This is a genomic window from Paenibacillus physcomitrellae (genome assembly GCF_002240225.1).
Lineage (GTDB): Bacteria > Bacillota > Bacilli > Paenibacillales > Paenibacillaceae > Fontibacillus > Fontibacillus physcomitrellae.
The window spans coordinates 3,549,329-3,566,772 of sequence record NZ_CP022584.1; the positions used below are offsets into that span (position 1 = coordinate 3,549,329).

General features: G+C 51.8%; 13 protein-coding genes. 4 read left to right on the plus strand and 9 right to left on the minus strand.

The features are described 5' to 3' along the window. The first annotated feature begins 24 nt into the window (after positions 1-24). The 3 genes from CBE73_RS15940 to CBE73_RS15950 all read left to right on the plus strand — a co-directional run bounded on the left by CBE73_RS15940 (position 25) and on the right by CBE73_RS15950 (position 7,439). The gene (locus tag CBE73_RS15940; RefSeq protein WP_094095060.1) at positions 25-1,344 is read left to right on the plus strand and encodes a glycoside hydrolase family 125 protein; all 1,320 of its coding nucleotides are present in this window, start codon (positions 25-27) and stop codon (positions 1,342-1,344) included. Positions 1,345-1,346: 2 nt separating this feature from the next. Then, a complete protein-coding gene (locus CBE73_RS15945) occupies positions 1,347-4,499 on the plus strand; it encodes a beta-galactosidase (RefSeq protein ID WP_174704819.1) in 3,153 nt (1,050 codons plus the stop codon). A 204-nt stretch (positions 4,500-4,703) separates the two neighbouring features. After that, entirely contained in the window at positions 4,704-7,439 is a 2,736-nt protein-coding gene (locus CBE73_RS15950) for an alpha-mannosidase (protein WP_094095062.1), read from the plus strand. Between the two features lie 136 nt (positions 7,440-7,575). On the opposite strand, the gene CBE73_RS15955 is transcribed toward CBE73_RS15950, so the two are convergent. The 3 genes from CBE73_RS15955 to CBE73_RS15965 form a co-directional block, all read right to left on the minus strand. Next, positions 7,576-7,983 carry a toxin-antitoxin system TumE family protein gene (locus CBE73_RS15955; RefSeq protein ID WP_094095063.1) on the minus strand — a complete coding sequence of 136 codons (408 nt, stop codon included), beginning with the start codon at positions 7,981-7,983 and terminating at the stop codon, positions 7,576-7,578. Continuing rightward, positions 7,958-8,665, minus strand: coding sequence for a helix-turn-helix domain-containing protein (locus CBE73_RS15960; RefSeq protein ID WP_094095064.1), 708 nt, complete (start codon positions 8,663-8,665; stop codon positions 7,958-7,960). Before CBE73_RS15960 ends, CBE73_RS15955 begins: the two co-directional genes overlap by 26 nt. Positions 8,666-9,100: 435 nt before the next feature. Further along, positions 9,101-10,561 carry a DHA2 family efflux MFS transporter permease subunit gene (locus tag CBE73_RS15965; RefSeq protein ID WP_094095065.1) on the minus strand — a complete coding sequence of 487 codons (1,461 nt, stop codon included), beginning with the start codon at positions 10,559-10,561 and terminating at the stop codon, positions 9,101-9,103. A 111-nt stretch (positions 10,562-10,672) separates the two neighbouring features. On the opposite strand from CBE73_RS15965, the gene CBE73_RS15970 reads away from it, so the two are divergent. After that, positions 10,673-11,569 (plus strand): LysR family transcriptional regulator, encoded by an 897-nt coding sequence (locus tag CBE73_RS15970; RefSeq protein WP_094095066.1) that lies wholly within the window; start codon positions 10,673-10,675, stop codon positions 11,567-11,569. Between the two features lie 295 nt (positions 11,570-11,864). Here CBE73_RS15970 and CBE73_RS15975 read toward each other — a convergent pair whose 3' ends face one another. Genes CBE73_RS15975 through CBE73_RS16000 form a run of 6 tightly spaced genes read right to left on the minus strand, consistent with a single transcriptional unit; the run spans position 11,865 to position 17,421 of the window. Then, positions 11,865-12,869, minus strand: a complete 1,005-nt coding sequence (locus tag CBE73_RS15975; protein WP_094095067.1) for a Gfo/Idh/MocA family protein — start codon at positions 12,867-12,869, stop codon at positions 11,865-11,867. Between the two features lie 29 nt (positions 12,870-12,898). Next, entirely contained in the window at positions 12,899-13,981 is a 1,083-nt protein-coding gene (locus CBE73_RS15980; protein WP_094095068.1) for a Gfo/Idh/MocA family protein, read from the minus strand. Positions 13,982-13,985: 4 nt separating this feature from the next. Further along, entirely contained in the window at positions 13,986-14,663 is a 678-nt protein-coding gene (locus tag CBE73_RS15985; RefSeq protein WP_229752573.1) for a hypothetical protein, read from the minus strand. After that, positions 14,663-15,613, minus strand: coding sequence for a sugar phosphate isomerase/epimerase family protein (locus CBE73_RS15990; protein WP_094095069.1), 951 nt, complete (start codon positions 15,611-15,613; stop codon positions 14,663-14,665). Before CBE73_RS15990 ends, CBE73_RS15985 begins: the two co-directional genes overlap by 1 nt. A 6-nt stretch (positions 15,614-15,619) precedes the next feature. Then, positions 15,620-16,516: a carbohydrate ABC transporter permease gene (locus tag CBE73_RS15995; RefSeq protein ID WP_229752574.1), complete on the minus strand. Its 897-nt coding sequence runs from the start codon at positions 16,514-16,516 to the stop codon at positions 15,620-15,622. Then, positions 16,516-17,421, minus strand: coding sequence for an ABC transporter permease (locus tag CBE73_RS16000; RefSeq protein WP_229752575.1), 906 nt, complete (start codon positions 17,419-17,421; stop codon positions 16,516-16,518). Before CBE73_RS16000 ends, CBE73_RS15995 begins: the two co-directional genes overlap by 1 nt. Positions 17,422-17,444 lie beyond the last annotated feature (23 nt).

Genomic DNA, 17,444 nt, shown 5'->3' on the forward strand with positions numbered 1-17,444 from the left:
CAAAAGCAAAGGAGCGTAATTCACTTGGAACAATTCAGACTGCCTAAAATCCCGATGCCTAAGCTCGAACTGCCGCAGGCCATCCAGGAAGTGATCCGCGAAGCGGAAGAGAAGCTGGCCCACCGGCCCAAGCTGCTTCAACTGTTTAAGAACTGTTTTCCGAACACGCTAGAAACGACTACAAAATTGATGGAAGACGGCACCACTTTCGTTATCACAGGCGATATCCCGGCTTCCTGGCTGCGCGACTCCGTCGAGCAGGTCATTCATTATGTGCCTTTTGCCAAAGAGGACAAAGACCTGCAGCGCATTATCAGCGGCCTGATCAAACGCCATGTGAATTACGTCCTGATCGACCCTTACGCCAATGCGTTTAACGAATCGGCCAACGACTGGCACTGGAACACGACGGACGTGACGGACATGTCCCCATGGGTGTGGGAGCGCAAATTCGAAATCGACTCGCTGTGTTTTGTGGTCCGTCTGGCTTACCAGTATTGGAAAGAAACCGAGCTGACGGATATTTTTGACGCGAACTTCAAGAAAGCGATCCGTACGATTGTCGATCTGTTCAAAACCGAGCAGCATCACTTTGAGAAATCCCCGTACCGCTTTACGCGCAACAACGGTATTCTGACCGATTCCTTGCGCAACAACGGTCTCGGGATGCCGGTCAACTATACGGGCATGATCTGGTCGGGCTTCCGTTCCAGCGATGATGCGTGCGATTTCCACTATAACGTACCGGGCAATATGTTTGCGGTCGTAGCTTTGCGCCAGATGCAGGAATTTGCCGAGTGGGTGTTCCGCGACATGGATCTGCTGGCTGAGCTTAAAGAGCTTGAAATCGAAGTCAACTACGGCATTCAGCTGTACGGGATTTACCGTCATCCGGAATTCGGGCCGATTTATGCTTACGAAACCGACGGTTTTGGCAACTACTGCCTGATGGATGACGCCGGAACGCCGGGCCTGATGTCTATCCCTTACCTTGGATACACGACGGCTGATGATCCGATTTATCAAAATACAAGACGTTTTGCGCTGAGCAAAGAGAATCCGTTCTACTACGAAGGCAAAGTAGCCAAAGGCATCGGCAGCCCGCATACGCCGGAGGATTACATCTGGCATATGGCGCTTTCCATGCAGGGCATTACGGCGCAAACGGCGGAAGAGAAGCTGCAAATGATCGCGATGCTCGAAGCGACCGATGCGGACACCGGCTTTATGCATGAAGGTTTCCATGCGGACGATCCGACGATTTTTACGAGAAAATGGTTTGCCTGGTCGAACAGCTTGTTCTCCCAGCTTGTCTATAAAGCGATGAAGGACGGTTTGCTATGAGCATGAACCGGAATATCGTCATTTTGTTTGATGCAGAGTTTCCTGCAGCCGGCTCCCTGCCGGCTCAGGGAGCTTTTGACGCTTTTGAGGGCGTGCGCACGGTTACGGCCGAAGGTTTGGCTGAAGCGCTGCGCGGATTGGATAACGGATGTTTCGTGAACCTGCATGCGCCGTATTTTCCGAAAGCGGCCTGGACGGAGATCGCAGCTTTCCTGCACAGAGGCGGAAGCCTGATCAACGCGGGCGGCGCGCCGTTTAAGCAGCCTGTCCGCAAGGAGCAGGGGCAGTGGGCAGCCGAGCAGCCGCAAACGGCTTACCATCAGGAGCTGTATATTCATGAGGCGCTGCCGGTGGACGGCTCCAAGATCACGGCTTTGAAAGCCTTGGACACGGTGCCCGTTCTGGCAGGGTCCGAGTCCCTGTTTGAAGCGGCGGACAGCTGGAACCTGGTTCCGCATACGACGCGCAGCAGCGATCTGCCGGAGCAAATGGGCTCCGCAGGCCCGATGAGCACGCAGATTTATCCGCTGCTCAAAGGGATCAGCTCGGAAGGGCGCGAAGTCGCCGCTCCGGTCATTTTGTGGGAGAACTCGCGGGTTACCTTCGCGGGCTCGCGCTGGATGTTCATCGGCCTGCCGCTGACCGCCTCCTTCTGGAAGCAGGGCGGAGCGGAGAAGCTGGCCGGCTTGGCGGCGTTCTGTGCCAAAGGCGTAACCGAGCTGAGCTTGAAGCCGAATTATGCTTCCTATGCGCCGGGCGAGCCGGTTACGCTGACATTGCAGACGCAAATTTTGCAGCGCGGCAATGAGCGCAAGGCGGCGCCGGAGCTGTGGAGCTTCGAGCTGAGCGTACGGCCGGAGAGCGGAGCTGAAGGTGAAGGCAGCGCAGAGGCGGAAGGCTGGAGCCACAGCTTCCAGGCCTCCGTGACCGGCGAGCAGAATTTTGTACGCCTGCCGGTGCCGCTGGCTATCCGTGCCGGCCTGTACCATGCCGAGCTCCGCGCCGAAGGGCCGGACGGCGAAGTACGCGTGCTGCGCCAGGGCTTCTGGGGCCGCGATGATGCTCTGCTGGCCGAAGGCACGCCGATTACGCGCAGCCGGGACTATTTTGTGAAGGACGGCCGGCCGCTGCCGGTTGTCGGCATGACTTATATGACCTCGGACGTAGCCCGGAAATTCCTGTTCCTGCCGAACGTTGACGTTTGGGACCGCGATATGGCCCAAATGGCGAAAGCCGGCATCAACTGGATCCGGACCGGCGTCTGGACGGCTTACCGCAATATCATGCAGGTAGACGGCCATGTGTCGGAGGAAGTGCTGCGGGCGATCGACGCTTTCTTCCTGACGGCGAAACGCCACGGCCTTCAAGTAACGTTTACTTTCTTCTCCTTCACGCCTGAAACGTGGGAAGGGGTTAACCCCTACCTCGATCCGCAAAGTGTGGAAGCGCAAAAGCGGTTTATCCGCGCCATCGTCAGCCGTCATACGGCAACGACGCATGTGGATTGGGATTTGATCAACGAACCGTCGATGTTCGATCCGCCGCGCATCTTCTCGGACGGCCCGCGTTCCGCGCGCGATCCGTTTGAGCGCGAAGCTTTCGTGAAATGGCTGGAGCGGCGTCACATCCGGATCGAAGACCTGCAGGCGGCCTGGAACATGTCGCCGAAGCAGCTGCCGGACTTCGCGTCCGTAACGATTCCGGAGCCGGAGGAGATCAACTTCGACGTGCAGGATATGCACCGGGCCAAGAAGGGAACACGCTGGCTGGACTATTGCCTGTTCTCCATGGAGATGCACAATGTGTGGGCCAAGCAGCTTGTGGCGACTATTAAAGACCTGTGTCCGGAGCATCTGGTGGTCGTCGGGCAGGACGAAGCGCTTGGCGCGCAGCGTCCGTCACCGTTTTTCTATGAGGAAGCGGTTGACTATACGACGGTTCACTCCTGGTGGCTGAACGATTATCTCGTTTGGGACGGCGTGTTCGCGAAGACGCCAAACAAACCGAACCTGATTCAGGAGACCGGCATCATGTACGTGGAAACGCCGGACGGCCGTGCAAAACGGTCGGAAGCGGAGCTGCGGAACATTCTGGAGCGCAAATATGCTTATGCTTTCTCCACAGGCGGAGCAGGCGCTATCCATTGGATCTGGAACACCAACTTCTATATGGATAACGCCAACGAATCCCACATCGGTGCCCTGCGCGCGGATGGAACGGAGAAACCGGAAGCGGATGTTTCTTATGATTTCGGACGGTTTATCGCCGCAGCCCGCGATTTGTTCACGGACCGCGAGCTCGAAGAGATTGCGGTGGTTTTCCCGTATTCAAACGACTTCTCCAACCGGAAGCTGGCGTTTGAAGCCACGACCCGTACGATCCGGATTTTGACTTATGATTTGAAGCTGGCAAGCCGCGGGGCGTCCGAATACCATCTGGACGATCTGGCTGCTAATCCGCCGAAGCTGATCCTGCTGCCAAGCGCGCATAACCTGGACAGCGCGGCGCTGGAACGCCTGCTGGACATTGTCCGCGACTCGGGCGCCACGCTTCTCGTCACGGGTCCGCTGGGTCTGGATGCTTACTGGCGTCCGACGGACCGCGCCGACGCCCTGCTGGGCGAACGCGTGCTGGGCAACGTCCGCCGCGAGGAAATGCTCGGCTTCGGCGGCAAAATGCTGCCGGTCTCCTACGGGCACCGCCGTATCGCCGAAGTGGCGAAGGAAAGCCTTGCCGCCGCTTCCGCCGATGCCGCCAGCAAACGCGTGGACCGCGTGATGGACCTGCCGCTCGGCAAAGGTCGTCTGATCTGGAGCCCGCTGCCGCTGGAGCTGAACGGACGAAATGAACCGATCGCCGAGCTGTACCGCTATGCGGCCGAGGTAGCGGACGTGGAGCGCGATATGGAATGGCTGTCTGCCGGCGATCTGCCGGGCGTGTACGGACGCAAGCTTACGTTTGCAAACGGCGGCCTGTTCGTCTTTGTCTCCGAGTTCGGCTGGGACGCCGACGTGAAGATCAAAGACGCGGCGACTGGCAAGATCTACAGCTTCACGCTGGAGAGCGACCGCAGCGTATTGTTTGCAACCGACGTTGAAGGCCGGATTACAGCCGTCTACCGGCCGGAAGAAGTGAACATTGCTACCGAGGGCTAAGCTTTAACTCGATAAAGGTAAGCTATAAACCGGCAAACGGCCGCCCCGATGGGATACGGGCCTGTAACATGGAGCCCTGTAACATGGAGCCCTGCGACATCCGGGCGGCCCTTATGTCGGAATCTTATAATTGGTTCCCTGAACCGGTTGGGTTAGTATAGGAACAAGCAGCTTTGGAAGTTTTGCTATAGAGGAGGAGCAGTTATGAGCAAGAAAAAAGCCCATATCATTTCCCATACGCACTGGGACCGGGAATGGTATTTACCTTATGAGAAACACCACATGCGGCTGATCAGCCTGGTGGATTCCCTGCTGGACAAACTGGACTCGGGTACCGAGTTCAAAAGCTTTTACATGGACGGCCAAACGATCATCCTGGAGGATTATCTTCAGGTTCGGCCAGAGCAGCGCGAACGTCTGGAGAAACATATCAAGGATGGCCGGATCATCATCGGTCCTTGGTACATTTTGCAGGATGCGTTCCTGACCAGCAGCGAAGCGAATGTCCGGAATATGCAGGTGGGCCACCACGACGCCAAACGTTACGACGTACCGGCTAAAGTCGGCTATTATCCGGATACGTTCGGCCTGACAGGTCAAACGCCGCAGCTGATGAAGCAGTCCGGCATTAACAACGTATTTTTTGGCCGCGGCGTGAAGCCGACCGGCTTCAACAACATGGTTTCGGACAGCGGCTATGAATCTTCGTTCTCCGAATTGATCTGGGAAGGACCGGACGGCTCCAAGGTGCTTGGCATTTTGTTCGCGAACTGGTATTCCAACGGCAACGAGGTACCGGTGGACGAGCAGGAAGCGAAAGCTTACTGGGAGCGCAAGCTGGCCGACGCGGAGAAATACGCCTCCACCGGCGAGCTGCTGTTCATGAACGGCGTTGACCACCAGCCGGTGCAGCTGGACCTGCCTGAAGCGATCGAAACCGCGAAAAAGCTGTACCCGGACGTGGAGTTCATCCACTCCAACTTCCCGGATTATATTAACGCTGTAGAACAAGCAGTCGACCGCGAGCTTTCCAGCGTTAGAGGCGAGCTGCGCAGCCAGCGCACCGACGGCTGGGGAACACTCGTTAATACCGCGTCCGCGCGGATTTACCTGAAACAAATGAACCAGAAGGGCCAAGCCCTGCTGGAAAAAGTCGCCGAGCCGCTGGCCTCCCTGGCCGACCTGCTCGGTAAACCTTACCCGCATCATACGTTTACTTATGCCTGGAAAACGCTGATGCAAAACCATCCGCACGACAGCATTTGCGGCTGCAGCGTCGATGAGGTGCACCGCGAGATGGTGACCCGCTTCGACAAGAGCCGTCACGTGACCGAAACGATTATCGACGACAGCAAACGGACGATTGCGGATGCGGTCGATACGACTGTGTTCAGCAAATACGGCGAAGATCCGGTGCCTTTGGTAGCGTTCAATACCTCCGGCTGGGACCGCAGCGGCGTCATCTCCGTTGAAGTGGATGCTGCCCGTCTTTACTTCCGTGAAAATCTTGGCCTGGAAGAAACCACCCGCCGCATGAGCAGCGTCGATTTGTCCGGCCGCGTGCTGGTCGACGCCGAAGGCAACGTGATTCCTTGCACAGTGGAAGACCTGGGCCTGCTGTTCGGCTACGACCTGCCGGACGACAAATTCCGCCAGCCTTACAGCTGCCGCCGTGTGCGCCTTACCTTCGAAGCGGCTAACGTGCCTGCGCTCGGGCTTAAAACGTTTGCTTGGGTACGCAGCTCTGCAGCGGCATCTGCATCCGCATCTGCCAAAGCTTCTCTGTTTGCGGACAGCCGCACACTGGAGAACGGCAAACTTAAAGTGGAGATTGCGGACAACGGCTCCTTCGCTTTGACCGACAAACAAACCGGCCGCGTATACCGCGATCTCGGCGTTTACGAGAATGTCGGCGACATCGGCAACGAATACATGTTCCGTCAGCCGGACGGCGAAGAAGCGCTGACCACGCGCGGCTTGAAAGCCGACATTAACGTGATCGAGGATACGCCTTACCGCGCTTCCGTGGAAATCGTGCATCATTGGGAGATCCCGGCGTCCGCGGATGAGAAGCTGGACCAGGAACAGCGCGAGCTGATCTGGTATCCGAACCGCAAGGCGCAGCGCTCCACAGAGCTGATTCCTTTTACGATTCGTACGATTGTTTCCTTGAGCAAAAACGGCAAAGGCGTTTCGATCGAAACTTCCTTTAACAACCAGGCTAAGGATCACCGTCTGCGGGCTTTGTTCCCGGCGGACCTGCAGGCGAACGTTCACCATGTCGATTCCATGTTTGAAATCGCCAAACGGGATACGGTACCTGCCGAAGAATGGGAAAACCCAAGCAATACGCAGCACCAGCAGGCTTTTGTAGATGTCAGCGAAGCGGGCGCCGGTCTTACCGTTGCCAACCTGGGCCTTAACGAATACGAGGTTCTGCGCGACGGCCGCAACACGATTGCCGTAACGCTGCTTCGCGCTACGGGCGAGCTTGGCGACTGGGGCCTGTTCCCAACGCCGGAGGCGCAGTGCCTCGGCGACTATACCGTACACATGGAAGTCATTCCGCATGACGGCGACGGCGTTCGTTCCGGCGCTTATGCCGAAGCGTACCAGTTCCAGATTCCTTGGACGGCAGCCCAAACCGGCGTGCATGCGGGCAGCGTAACGCCTGACTATGCGCCTTTGGCCTGGAACGGCCAGGAGCTGGCTTTCTCTTCGCTGAAAGTGAGCGAGGAATCCGGCGACCTGATGTTCCGCTGGTACAACATGGACAGCAGCAGCGCGGAATTGTCTTTTGCCTTCAAGCCATTGAAAGGCTCCGGCTACAAGAGCAACATTCTGGAGGAGCAGGGCGAAGCGCTCCAGCCTGCGAATGACGGCAGCCTGACCCTTCCGGTTGGTCCTTGCGAAATTGTGACGGTAGGGATTAAACGTTAATTTGTTTGTATGGGCAGGTTAGAAGAAGACGATGGAATAAAAGAAGCTCCCCCGGATAAAGATGACCGGGGGAGCTTTTTGATTCTTTTAATATCTTTAATTAGCAGGAATTCTTCTATTTTCTATAAGGACTCCTTTATGAATTCTTCATTGAATGATGTCGCAGGCGGATAAATTCAAGTATCGAATCTAATTCTCGGTGGGCAGTATTAGTGATGCGGCTTTGATTCCTCAGATGAATATGGAAAGGATCATACATGGTTATTTGAGGAGGAGTTCCATCCTTATGATAGTGAGCATGAAATTTCATAATAAGACTTTTATCATGATCATACCAATCATACCAATAGAGCTCTATAAACTCCCCATTCGAATCCAGCTCTTCGATACAGTATAATTTCGAAGTGTCCTGAAAGACGATAGTCTTTCTAATACTCCTCACTCCGCCGAGAATACCTCCTACACCATCCCTGATTTCAAGGATGAGATCAGAGAAATTTCGCTCAATAAAACGAAAGTTACTTCTTGGAATCTCTAAAGCCATGTTTCTGCCTCCCGAGAAGATGCCTCCAAACTTGTGCGTCGGTTTCTTCTTCGGGTGTGAGCTGCTCTTTTGTTCCGAGCGTACGTTCGAATTCTCCGTTATATTTAGATTCAAATTGTGCGATTTGAGCAGTGTAGTAAGTTAAGTCGTCTTCTTCATTTACTAGACGGAGACGTTCGGTCTCTTCATGCTCCCAGGATGCAATAATATCACGAACGGCTGCTTTGGCTCCGGAACTGTATGTATAGATGGTATAGTCAGGAATATGATTGTGTTTATTGGAGCCAGCTCTTTGTACACCTTCAAAACGACCTTGGTCAATCCATTTAAAAATAGTAGGCACACTAACGCCAAAATATTTAGATAATTCTTTCGGTGTATACTCTTTGATTGGAGTGGTAAGTAATGGACTCGGACGGTTTTCTTTGGATGTGCCTACAGCCTGCGATAGAGCGTGCTCTAACAACGCCAAGTATTGCTCTCGAAATTGACTAGGATCCTCGAAAATCGATTCATCAAACTTTTGGACCAATTCCTCATTGTTTTTTAAAGCCAGGGCCAGCACCTTGAATAACAAGATACTGTTGTCAAAACTGCTTAATCGTTCAATTAACTCCTCAGCAATTCCAGAAGCGTTTCGGCTGAATTGATTTTTCTCCACCAAAGTGATTCCCATATTCATGTCACCTCACCTCCAAGTGTACCTTTTTTATAATGCAGTTACAATACGAAGTTTAACTAACTTAAATTTTTTTAAACCTAATTAATATAACGTAAACCATTATCATTATTATTCATTTATAACTATCTTAGTCATCTTTTAGGATTTTTTATTTTGATCGAAAAAAGAAGTAACCCGCCACAGTTGTTAGCTTGGTCGGGTTACTTCTTTCTATTCTAATCCTGACATAATCAACTTATCATTCAATTTTATCTTACATTTGTGGGCGTATAAAAAATTCGACTTTTTCCCTCCGGAAGCTTTTTACCCGCTATTAAACCGTCTGCCCCCGCAGTTGCAAAAACGGTATTGCTCTGCCCAGCTTGGCCGACAAGTTAGAAGTCTCCATCAGACGGGTCAGCCCAAGAGCCGTCTCCTTTTGTTGGGCTCACTTCATTACAGGTTTCTCTCTGCCGTTGCAAGATTCTCCTTGGAGCTTTTGGATTTCTTTTGCTTCAAAAGCAGCGAAAGCGGAATGGCCATGATCGTGACGAAGGTACCCACAAGAAACGTATCGTTGGTTGCATAAACCAATGCAAAGCGCTTCAGCGCTTCACCTGTTTTCTCTCCGCTTAATGCAAGGAGATGTGTTTGTGTCCTTGCGGCCAAAATAGAGCTGAAGATTGCAATGGCTAGGGCAGCCATCGCCTGGCGCAGCCAGTTGGATATCGTTGATGCATGACCGGCGTTTTCCCGCGGAATCACACTCATCGAAATGCTCATTGCCGGAGAAGCCGCCAGCCCTATCCCGATATAACGAATAACCATCCAAAAAGTGATATAAACGATGGAGGAGTTCATGCTTAACCGGCTGAATTCCCATGTAGCAAGACTAAGCAAACATCCCCCGAACAGCACTAACCAGAAAGAATCTATTTTCTCCTGCAGTTTACCGCCTATAAGGGTAACTATAATCATAAGTAAAGCCCCTGGCAGCATGATCATCCCTGCTGTAAATGAAGACTCTCCCTGTGCTTCTTCCATAAAGATCGGAACTAAAAAAACACTGGAATACAGTCCTACTGAAATAAGGCAATTTATGACCATTCCCCATGAAAATTTGGCATATTTAAAAACTCGGATATTCAATAAGGGTTCTTTGGCCGTCAATTCCCTCCATATAAATGCGGCTATCCCTACAACACCGAAGAATAACAAGGACAAAGCCGGTACAGAGAGCCAGCCTAAGTCAGCCCCTTTTGTAAAATACATCAGCAAAGAAACATTACCGACTACAACCGTAAGCAGCCCCATGAAATCAAGCGAAACATCCTTTGCTCCTTCTCTTGCAGGGATAAAAAAATAAGCAAATAGAGCGGCTATGATTCCGAACGGAACATTGGCGAAAAACAACGCCTTCCAACCAAGGGAATGGGTTAAAATCCCGCCCAAGGTCGGACCGATTGCCGGAGCAACCATCAGGGATACCGTCCACAGACTGGTCGCCATCGATTGCTTTTCTTTATTCACGGATTGGAAAATAATAGTCATGGTCGATATTTGAATCAATCCTGAACTAAAACCTTGCAAGAAACGAAAAACAATCAAGGAACTCATGTTCCAAGAAAGTCCGCATAGTGCAGAAGAAGCGGTTAATCCGATCAAGGCATATACATACAAATTTTTGTAGCCGATTTTATTTCCGAGGTAGCCCGTAACGGGAGCAATAATTCCTATGGCCAGCATAAATCCCGTTACTACCCATTGAGCGGTGTTTATACTGGAATGCAGATCATTCATGATCTTAGGAAGCGCAACGTTTACTGTGCCTGAGTTTAACATGGCTATAAAATTTCCCAGAAAAATGGCTATCATTATAAAGATAAACGAATCTTTTGTTCCTTTTGCCTGTTTCAATTATTTTCTCCTCCTATTTTGCTATACTTTAAATATAGATATCATCTTTACCTATGTAAAATTATCATTTTTAATATTTATATAAGCATTACTTATGTTAGGAGGGCGCCTATGAACTTAGAACAGATGGGGTACATCAAAGAGATTGTCCATACGCAATCCATTTCGGTAGCAGCGCAAAATCTTCATGTTTCCCAATCCGCTGTCAGCCAGTCAATCTCATTGCTTGAAAAAGAACTGGGAATTCGGCTCTTCAAAAGAACCCGATTTGGAACAACCCCTACACTAGAAGGAAAAGAGATTATAACTAAAGCTTTAAAAATTGTTGAATATATGGAGATGATCAAAGAAGAAGCGCAAACCACGGCGTCCATTCTTCAAGGGGAGCTAAAAATCGCAGCCACACCCAGTTTAATGGCGTTTTTTCCAAAAATTCTTTCCTTATTTAAAAAAGATTATCCTCATATAAAAGTAACCATAATCGAAATGGAAAGTCTGGGGATTATTGAACAAGTAAAAAAACAGCAAGTGGATTTAGGACTTACCGTCATGCAGGAGTCAATTGAGGAGTCATTGCCTGAACATATAATCTTTGAAACCTTTGATTACAAACCTGACGTTAAAGTGATCGTTCCTAAATATTCCCCTCTTGCTTTTCGAAAAGTATTAAATCTTCAGGATTTAGCGGACTATCCACTGGTTGTGAATGCAAGTCAGTTATGGGGAAATTTCATGACCCTGCTTGAAGAGAGCAATGGTTCCATGAATGTTCTGTTTAAAACCTCAAACTCTGAAGTGATTAAGAAAACAGTAGCTGAAGGATTGGCGATCAGTTTTTTATCTAATTATTTGTTAATTGATGACCCCTACATTGAAAGTGGGCGGATTATCGCTATCCCCTTGGCTAATAATCAACTTGCTTCTAACCTTTCATTCGGCTGGATCTTTTCAGATAAGAATTCCCGCAAGAGAATCATTAAAAAATTCCTGGACTACATTGACTTATAATCATTAACTTATAATCAATAGCTTCTTTTATTTGAAAGGTTGGAGGGCTGTGAGATGAGAAGCTTAATAGTTCGAGTAGCGTAATTATGGGGATAGCCTTTCTAAGAGGGGATTAAACGAAAATGACCCACTCCAGGTTGGCGAACCGGTGGGTCATTTTCTGATCGCTTTTGCAGTCTGAGGGAATCCCGCTCAAGATGCTATGCTGGGGACGGTCTGCTGACCGTCCTTATTTCTATTTTAATCCTAACATAATCAACTTGTAATTCAATTATATTACAACGTTTACCCGCTTTTAAACCGTCTGCTCCTGCAGCTGCGAAAGTTCTACCGCTCTGCCCAGCTTGGCCGACAGATTGGAGGCCTCCATCAGACGGGTCAGGTCAAGAGCCATCTCCAGGTTTTGTGTGTTTACCGTGTTCTGCTGAATATGGGAAACCCATTGCTCCAGATCCGAAGGCAGAGCTTCGGGCAGCGGCCACTCCATCAATGGATTGGCGCCGTTGTCCAGACTGGCCACGACCAGCTTCCGGTTCTGCAGGCTGAAGGCCATGCTTCCTTTGGTGCCGTGGGCTTCCAGCGTAAGCGGGGAAAGCGGGTTTACGAAGCCGGTTTCGACGATCCCCAAAGCTCCGTATGCATAACGGAGTACGGCGACGGCATTGTCTTCTACTTCCCGGCCTGTTACGTAACCGTAGCTTGCGCTCAAGGTCTCGGGCATACCGAGCAGCAGGCGGGTCAGGTACATCGGGTGGCAGCCGAGATCAATCATGGCTCCGCCGCCGGCTTGCTCCAGGCTGTAGAAATAAGGCGGCAATCCCGTTTCCGACAGTGCGCCCTTGTGCGCCATTCTTACCCGAACCTGCGTCAGTTTGCCCAGCAGTCCCTTTGCGACGACCTCTTGAGCGGCCTGGGCAAAAGGGGTGTTCAGCCGGGGGAGGGAGACGGTCAGCTTAACGCCCGCTTGCTCCACGACATCCACGATTTCCTTAGCTTCCTGGGTGGTTGTGGCAAGTACTTTTTCGGTAAAAATATGTTTGCCGGCCCGCGCCGCTGCCAGAATGACCTCCCGGTGTCTTGAGGTAGCCGTCGTTACAATCACGGCATCGATATCCGGGTTGGCCAACACTTCTTCCAAGTCGGCGTAAAAAGGTACCTGCCGCGCTTCCGCCTGCATAGCCCCGCGCTCGGGATTCTCGTCCCAGATTGCTTTGACGGCGATCTCCGGATGCTGCTCGGCTTGCAGCGCGTAATCCTTCGCATGGACATGCCAAAAGCTCAATATCGCTACATGGATCATTCCCTTAATCCTCCTTTATTAGAGTTGTATCAGTCGAAGTAAACGGCCTCGCCGGTGCGGTTCGATTCATAAATGGCTTCGATGATTTCAGAAACTACGCAGGCTTGTTCCGGTTTGACGACCGGTTCCGTGTCATTTAGAATCGCTTCGATCCACAGCCGGCATTCCCGCTCATGCATTGTTTCCTTGCGTCCGTCGAAGAAATCCGCGCCTTTGACGTCAAACTGAATGTTGTTGGCGTAGAGACGGCCGTATTTCTCCCCGTTGATCCGGAGCGTGTCCTTCACGTCCGCGCCGCCCTCGGTGCCGCAAAGCGTGTACAACGCTTCCCGAGTATCCAGCATATTCAGAGCCCAGCTGGATTCCACCATCAGCGTGGCTCCATTTTTCATGACAATCATGCCGAAAGCCGAGTCCTCCACCGTAAATTTGTTAGGATCCCAAGCTCCGCCCGCGTTGGCAGAACCTTTGCGGTTAGCCAGCTTTTGATAGGTGGTTCCCAGCACAACCTGAGGTTCGTAGTTGTTCATGAGCCAAAGCGTCAGATCCAGCGCATGGGTGCCGATGTCAATCAGCGGTCCGCCGCCTTGTTTGTCCTTGTCGAGGAACACGCCCCAGGTAGGAACGCCCCGTCTGCGCAGCGCGTGGGCTTTGGCGAAATAAATTTCGCCGAGATCGCCATTGTCGCAAACCTGCTTCAAAAATTGGCTGTCCGGCCGGAAACGGTTGTTATAGCCGATGGTCAGCTTTTTGCCCGTACGTTTGGCGGCTTCCACCATGCGGCGGGCGTCGGCGGCGGTTTTGGCCATTGGTTTCTCGCACATGACGTGTTTGCCTGCTTCCAGGGCCGCGATGGCGATGTCAGCATGAGCATCGTTTGCCGTACAAATGTGAACAACGTCGATAGAGGCATCGGCCAGCAGCTCCCGGTAATCGCCGTAAACCTTGGCGTCAGGCGTTCCGAATTTTTCGGCGGCCTGCTTGGCTTTTTCGGGAACGATATCGGAGAAAGCCGTAATGGCAACAGCCTCTTGTTTGCTCAAGCAAGGCAAATGTTTGCCGAATGCGATCGATCCGCAGCCGATGATTCCCACTTTTAATTGTTTGTTCATTTCTCTATTCCTCCCTAGTTTTCATCCATTCATCAATTTCGGACAGTCTTTCCTTAATGCGGACGGGAACCTCGGCATGGAGCTGCTCCCAAGTGGTGTAGAATGCCGGATCAATGCGATATTCCGAAAATTCCATGGCAGGTTTAAAGCGGAAGCTTTGCAAATAAAGCTGCACTTTGCGGTCCGTTTCGTCGTCCGTCGTATAAACCCCATCGAACGGGCCGGTAATCAGCAGGCCGCGTCTTCCCGCAAATTCATCGGTTGCGGTCATCAGCTCCGGCAGCAGATAAAACATTTCCGGGTGCGGCATGAAGGCATGTTTGCCCGGCTGGGAATACAGCTTGACATGGGTGCCGTCCACCAGGTTGCTGCGGTCATGCAGAAGCCCCTTGAAATGCCGGCCGTGGAAGCTGGCGTCGCAATCGATCACTTCCCCGTTTCGTCCCACGTAAATCCAGACATGCTCCAGCTCGTACAGGTGCTGAATATCGTAATCCCAGTAAATCGCATATTCGATAATGTATTTAAGGCCCGGCTCGTCGAAAGCAAAGGTTCTGCGCGTGGAAGGGGAAGGCCCCGCTTCCTCCAGCACGGTAACGCCGACGCGGACAGGGAAAAACGGCTCGTTGTTGTCAAAATAAATATAAGGCGCGTATTTGGAAATCCATTCGGTATTCATCATCAGGCTTGACCCTCCATAACAAGTAGTTTGTTGATGATTTGAGTGTGGCTTAGTTCAATCTCTTCAGGCAGACAAGCCGATTTCAGCTCGTAAACCCGGACAGGAGCTTTATGGATGGTATCCAGGAAAACGTCAAATTCGTCCGTCCCGCTGTGGACATAAGGGCACCAATGATCGGAGAGTCCAATCGTTTCATGAATGTGGACGCCGGCAAGCGGGAGGTCAAGCTCGCGCAGGTCGCGCAGGTTGTCATAAAGCCCCATGCGGTCCATCATCATGGCATGGCCGATATCGTACCAAAGCCCGACAGGGCTTCCCTTCAGGCGGCTGGTCAGCCACTCGGCCTCGCGCAGCGTCGGCATTTGGTAGCAGCGGGCCCGCGTCTCGATGCCGATGGCTACCTTGTAGCCTTTTCGCTCGATGAATTCGCTGATCTCCTCCAGGCTGCGATGAATGCGGTCCAAATTTTGCGGAGCCTGGTATTGTCTTTGCTCCAGCATCGTCCTCCAAAGTGCCGAATAGGCCTCCGAGCTTCTGCCCTCAGTTTTGTAAATCTCTTTAAGCCGGGCATCGATGTTATCCGGAAAAGGGACCTCGCCGGGATGAACCACGACGGCTTTTGCCCCGTAACGGACGGCGTATTCGACGGATTGCTTGAGCAGCTCGACCGCCCGTCTCCGTTTGTCCTCGTCTTCAAAGCCCAGCATGGGGGAGTCCGTATCAAAATCCTTGTCCTCAATAAACGGAAAAGCATGGTGGACACTGGATACGCCGATAACGCCGCTTTCGATCATCGGCTCAATCGTGGCCAGGTGCTCCCGCGTCACGTTGTAGTTCAGCTCCACATATTGGAAGCCGAGCTCCAGGATCTCTTCCAGCATGGCTCTGCCTTCCCGGTGTCTCTTGATGTTCCAGCAGGTAGAGAACGAAAAGTCGCCTTTGTTCCTCATGGTGGACTACTCCTTTACGGCCCCGATCATAACGCCGGAGATAAAATATTTTTGCAGCCATGGATAAACGAGCAGAATTGGTACCGTGGCAAACATAATGCTTGCCGCTTTGATGCCTTCCGGCAATACGGACACGACCTGATCACCCTGCATCGACAAAGGATCGTTGGTCATGCTGTTCATGACAACCTGATACAGCTTGAGCTGGATCGGGTACAGCCTCGGATCCGTAATGTACATCAAAGCATCCATAAATCCGTTCCAGCGGCCTACGGCATAGAACAAGCTGAGCGTAGCGAGCGCCGGCAGCGACAGCGGCAGGACAATCCGGATCAGGGTGTGAAAATGGCTGCTTCCGTCCATTTCGGCGGCTTCAAGCAGCCCGGCCGGCAGGGAACGAAGAAACGTAATCAGAATGATCAGAAAAAAAGGGTTGATCATCGTAGGCAGCAGCAGCGAGCCGAGATGGTTCGTCAAATGCAGGCTGCGGATCAGCAAATAATCCGGAATGGTGCCGCCGCTGAAGAACATGGTGAAGATGATAAAGAACATGATGGGTTTGCCGCCCTTCAGCCTCTTGGACAGCGGGTAGGCGGCAAAGATTGTCATCAGCATGGATAAGCCGGTATAACCTGCCGTCAGCGCTACAGTCAGCAGCAGTGAACGAATCATGGAGTTGTCCTGAAAAATCTTCCGGTAAGCTTCCAGATTGATTTCAAGCGGAAACACGGTGACTTCCCCGGAAAGAATAGCCCTGTTGGAGCTAAGCGACATAGAAGCGATGTGAAGCAAGGGCGCCAGACACAGGATAACCAGAACCAAGATAATCCCCATATTGACGAGTTCGAAGGCCCGGCCTCCTGATGTCTGTGAGATGGACGGTTTACGATTTGCAGCCTTCATCAAAACACTCCGTTACCCGTTATTTTCTTGGCGATCCGGTTTGACGCTAGCAGCAGCACGATTCCTACTAAAGCTTGGAACAAACCTACCGCTGTTGCCAGAGAGAAGTTAGCTGTTTGAACCCCGGTCTTATAGACGAACGTACTGATGACTTCCGAGAAATCCAGCACGCTGACATTACCGATAACGTAGGGCCGGTCAAAGCCGATCTGCACGATTTCCCCGATCTTGAGAATGAGCAGTACCACAATGGTCGGCCGGATGCCCGGCAGCGTAATGGACCACATTTTTCGAATACGTCCTGCTCCGTCAACGGAGGCGGCCTCATAAAGCTCGGAGTTGATACCGGCGATCGCAGCCAGATAAATGATCGTTCCCCAGCCTGCGCTTTGCCAGATTCCTACAGCCAGGTAAGTTACAAGCCAGTTGTATTTGTTGGTCAGGAACGGAATCGGATCAATCCCTAAATGCCCCAGCAGCAGATTAACGATCCCTGTATTGGTAGCGAAGACCTGAAGCATGATGCCGCCGATAATGACCCAGGATAAGAAATGGGGCAGATATAACAGGGTTTGAGTCCATTTTTTAAACCTTGCTCTGGAAACTTCGTTCAGCATCAGTGCAAGCAGAATCGGAGCAGGGAACGAAAAGAGCAGATCAGCCAGATTCAGCATAAAAGTGTTCCGGAGCGCCTTGTAAAAGGCGCTCATGCTAAAAACCTCGCGGAACACGTCGAATCCGACCCAAGGGCTGCCCAGCACCCCCTTGAACAGATTGAAATCTTGAAAAGCAATCAGGATGCCGTACATCGGTCCGTATTTGAAGATAAGGAAGTAGGCGACCGGACCCAGCAGCAGGACGTACAATTGCCAATTCCGCCAAATGTAAAGCCACAGTTGTTTCATTCCCATCCTCCAGAAGAAGTTGA

Excerpts from the sequence above, each read along its gene's own strand:
- CBE73_RS15960 (WP_094095064.1), bottom strand. The coding sequence starts at position 8,665 with ATGAATATGGGAATCACTTTGGTGGAGAAAAATCAATTCAGCCGAAAC.
- CBE73_RS15995 (WP_229752574.1), bottom strand. The coding sequence starts at position 16,516 with ATGAAGGCTGCAAATCGTAAACCGTCCATCTCACAGACATCAGGAGGC.
- CBE73_RS15975 (WP_094095067.1), bottom strand. The coding sequence starts at position 12,869 with ATGATCCATGTAGCGATATTGAGCTTTTGGCATGTCCATGCGAAGGAT.
- CBE73_RS15990 (WP_094095069.1), bottom strand. The coding sequence starts at position 15,613 with ATGAGGAACAAAGGCGACTTTTCGTTCTCTACCTGCTGGAACATCAAG.
- CBE73_RS15985 (WP_229752573.1), bottom strand. The coding sequence starts at position 14,663 with ATGATGAATACCGAATGGATTTCCAAATACGCGCCTTATATTTATTTT.
- CBE73_RS15950 (WP_094095062.1), top strand. The coding sequence starts at position 4,704 with ATGAGCAAGAAAAAAGCCCATATCATTTCCCATACGCACTGGGACCGG.
- CBE73_RS16000 (WP_229752575.1), bottom strand. The coding sequence starts at position 17,421 with ATGAAACAACTGTGGCTTTACATTTGGCGGAATTGGCAATTGTACGTC.
- CBE73_RS15945 (WP_174704819.1), top strand. The coding sequence starts at position 1,347 with ATGAACCGGAATATCGTCATTTTGTTTGATGCAGAGTTTCCTGCAGCC.
- CBE73_RS15970 (WP_094095066.1), top strand. The coding sequence starts at position 10,673 with ATGAACTTAGAACAGATGGGGTACATCAAAGAGATTGTCCATACGCAA.
- CBE73_RS15955 (WP_094095063.1), bottom strand. The coding sequence starts at position 7,983 with ATGGCTTTAGAGATTCCAAGAAGTAACTTTCGTTTTATTGAGCGAAAT.
- CBE73_RS15980 (WP_094095068.1), bottom strand. The coding sequence starts at position 13,981 with ATGAACAAACAATTAAAAGTGGGAATCATCGGCTGCGGATCGATCGCA.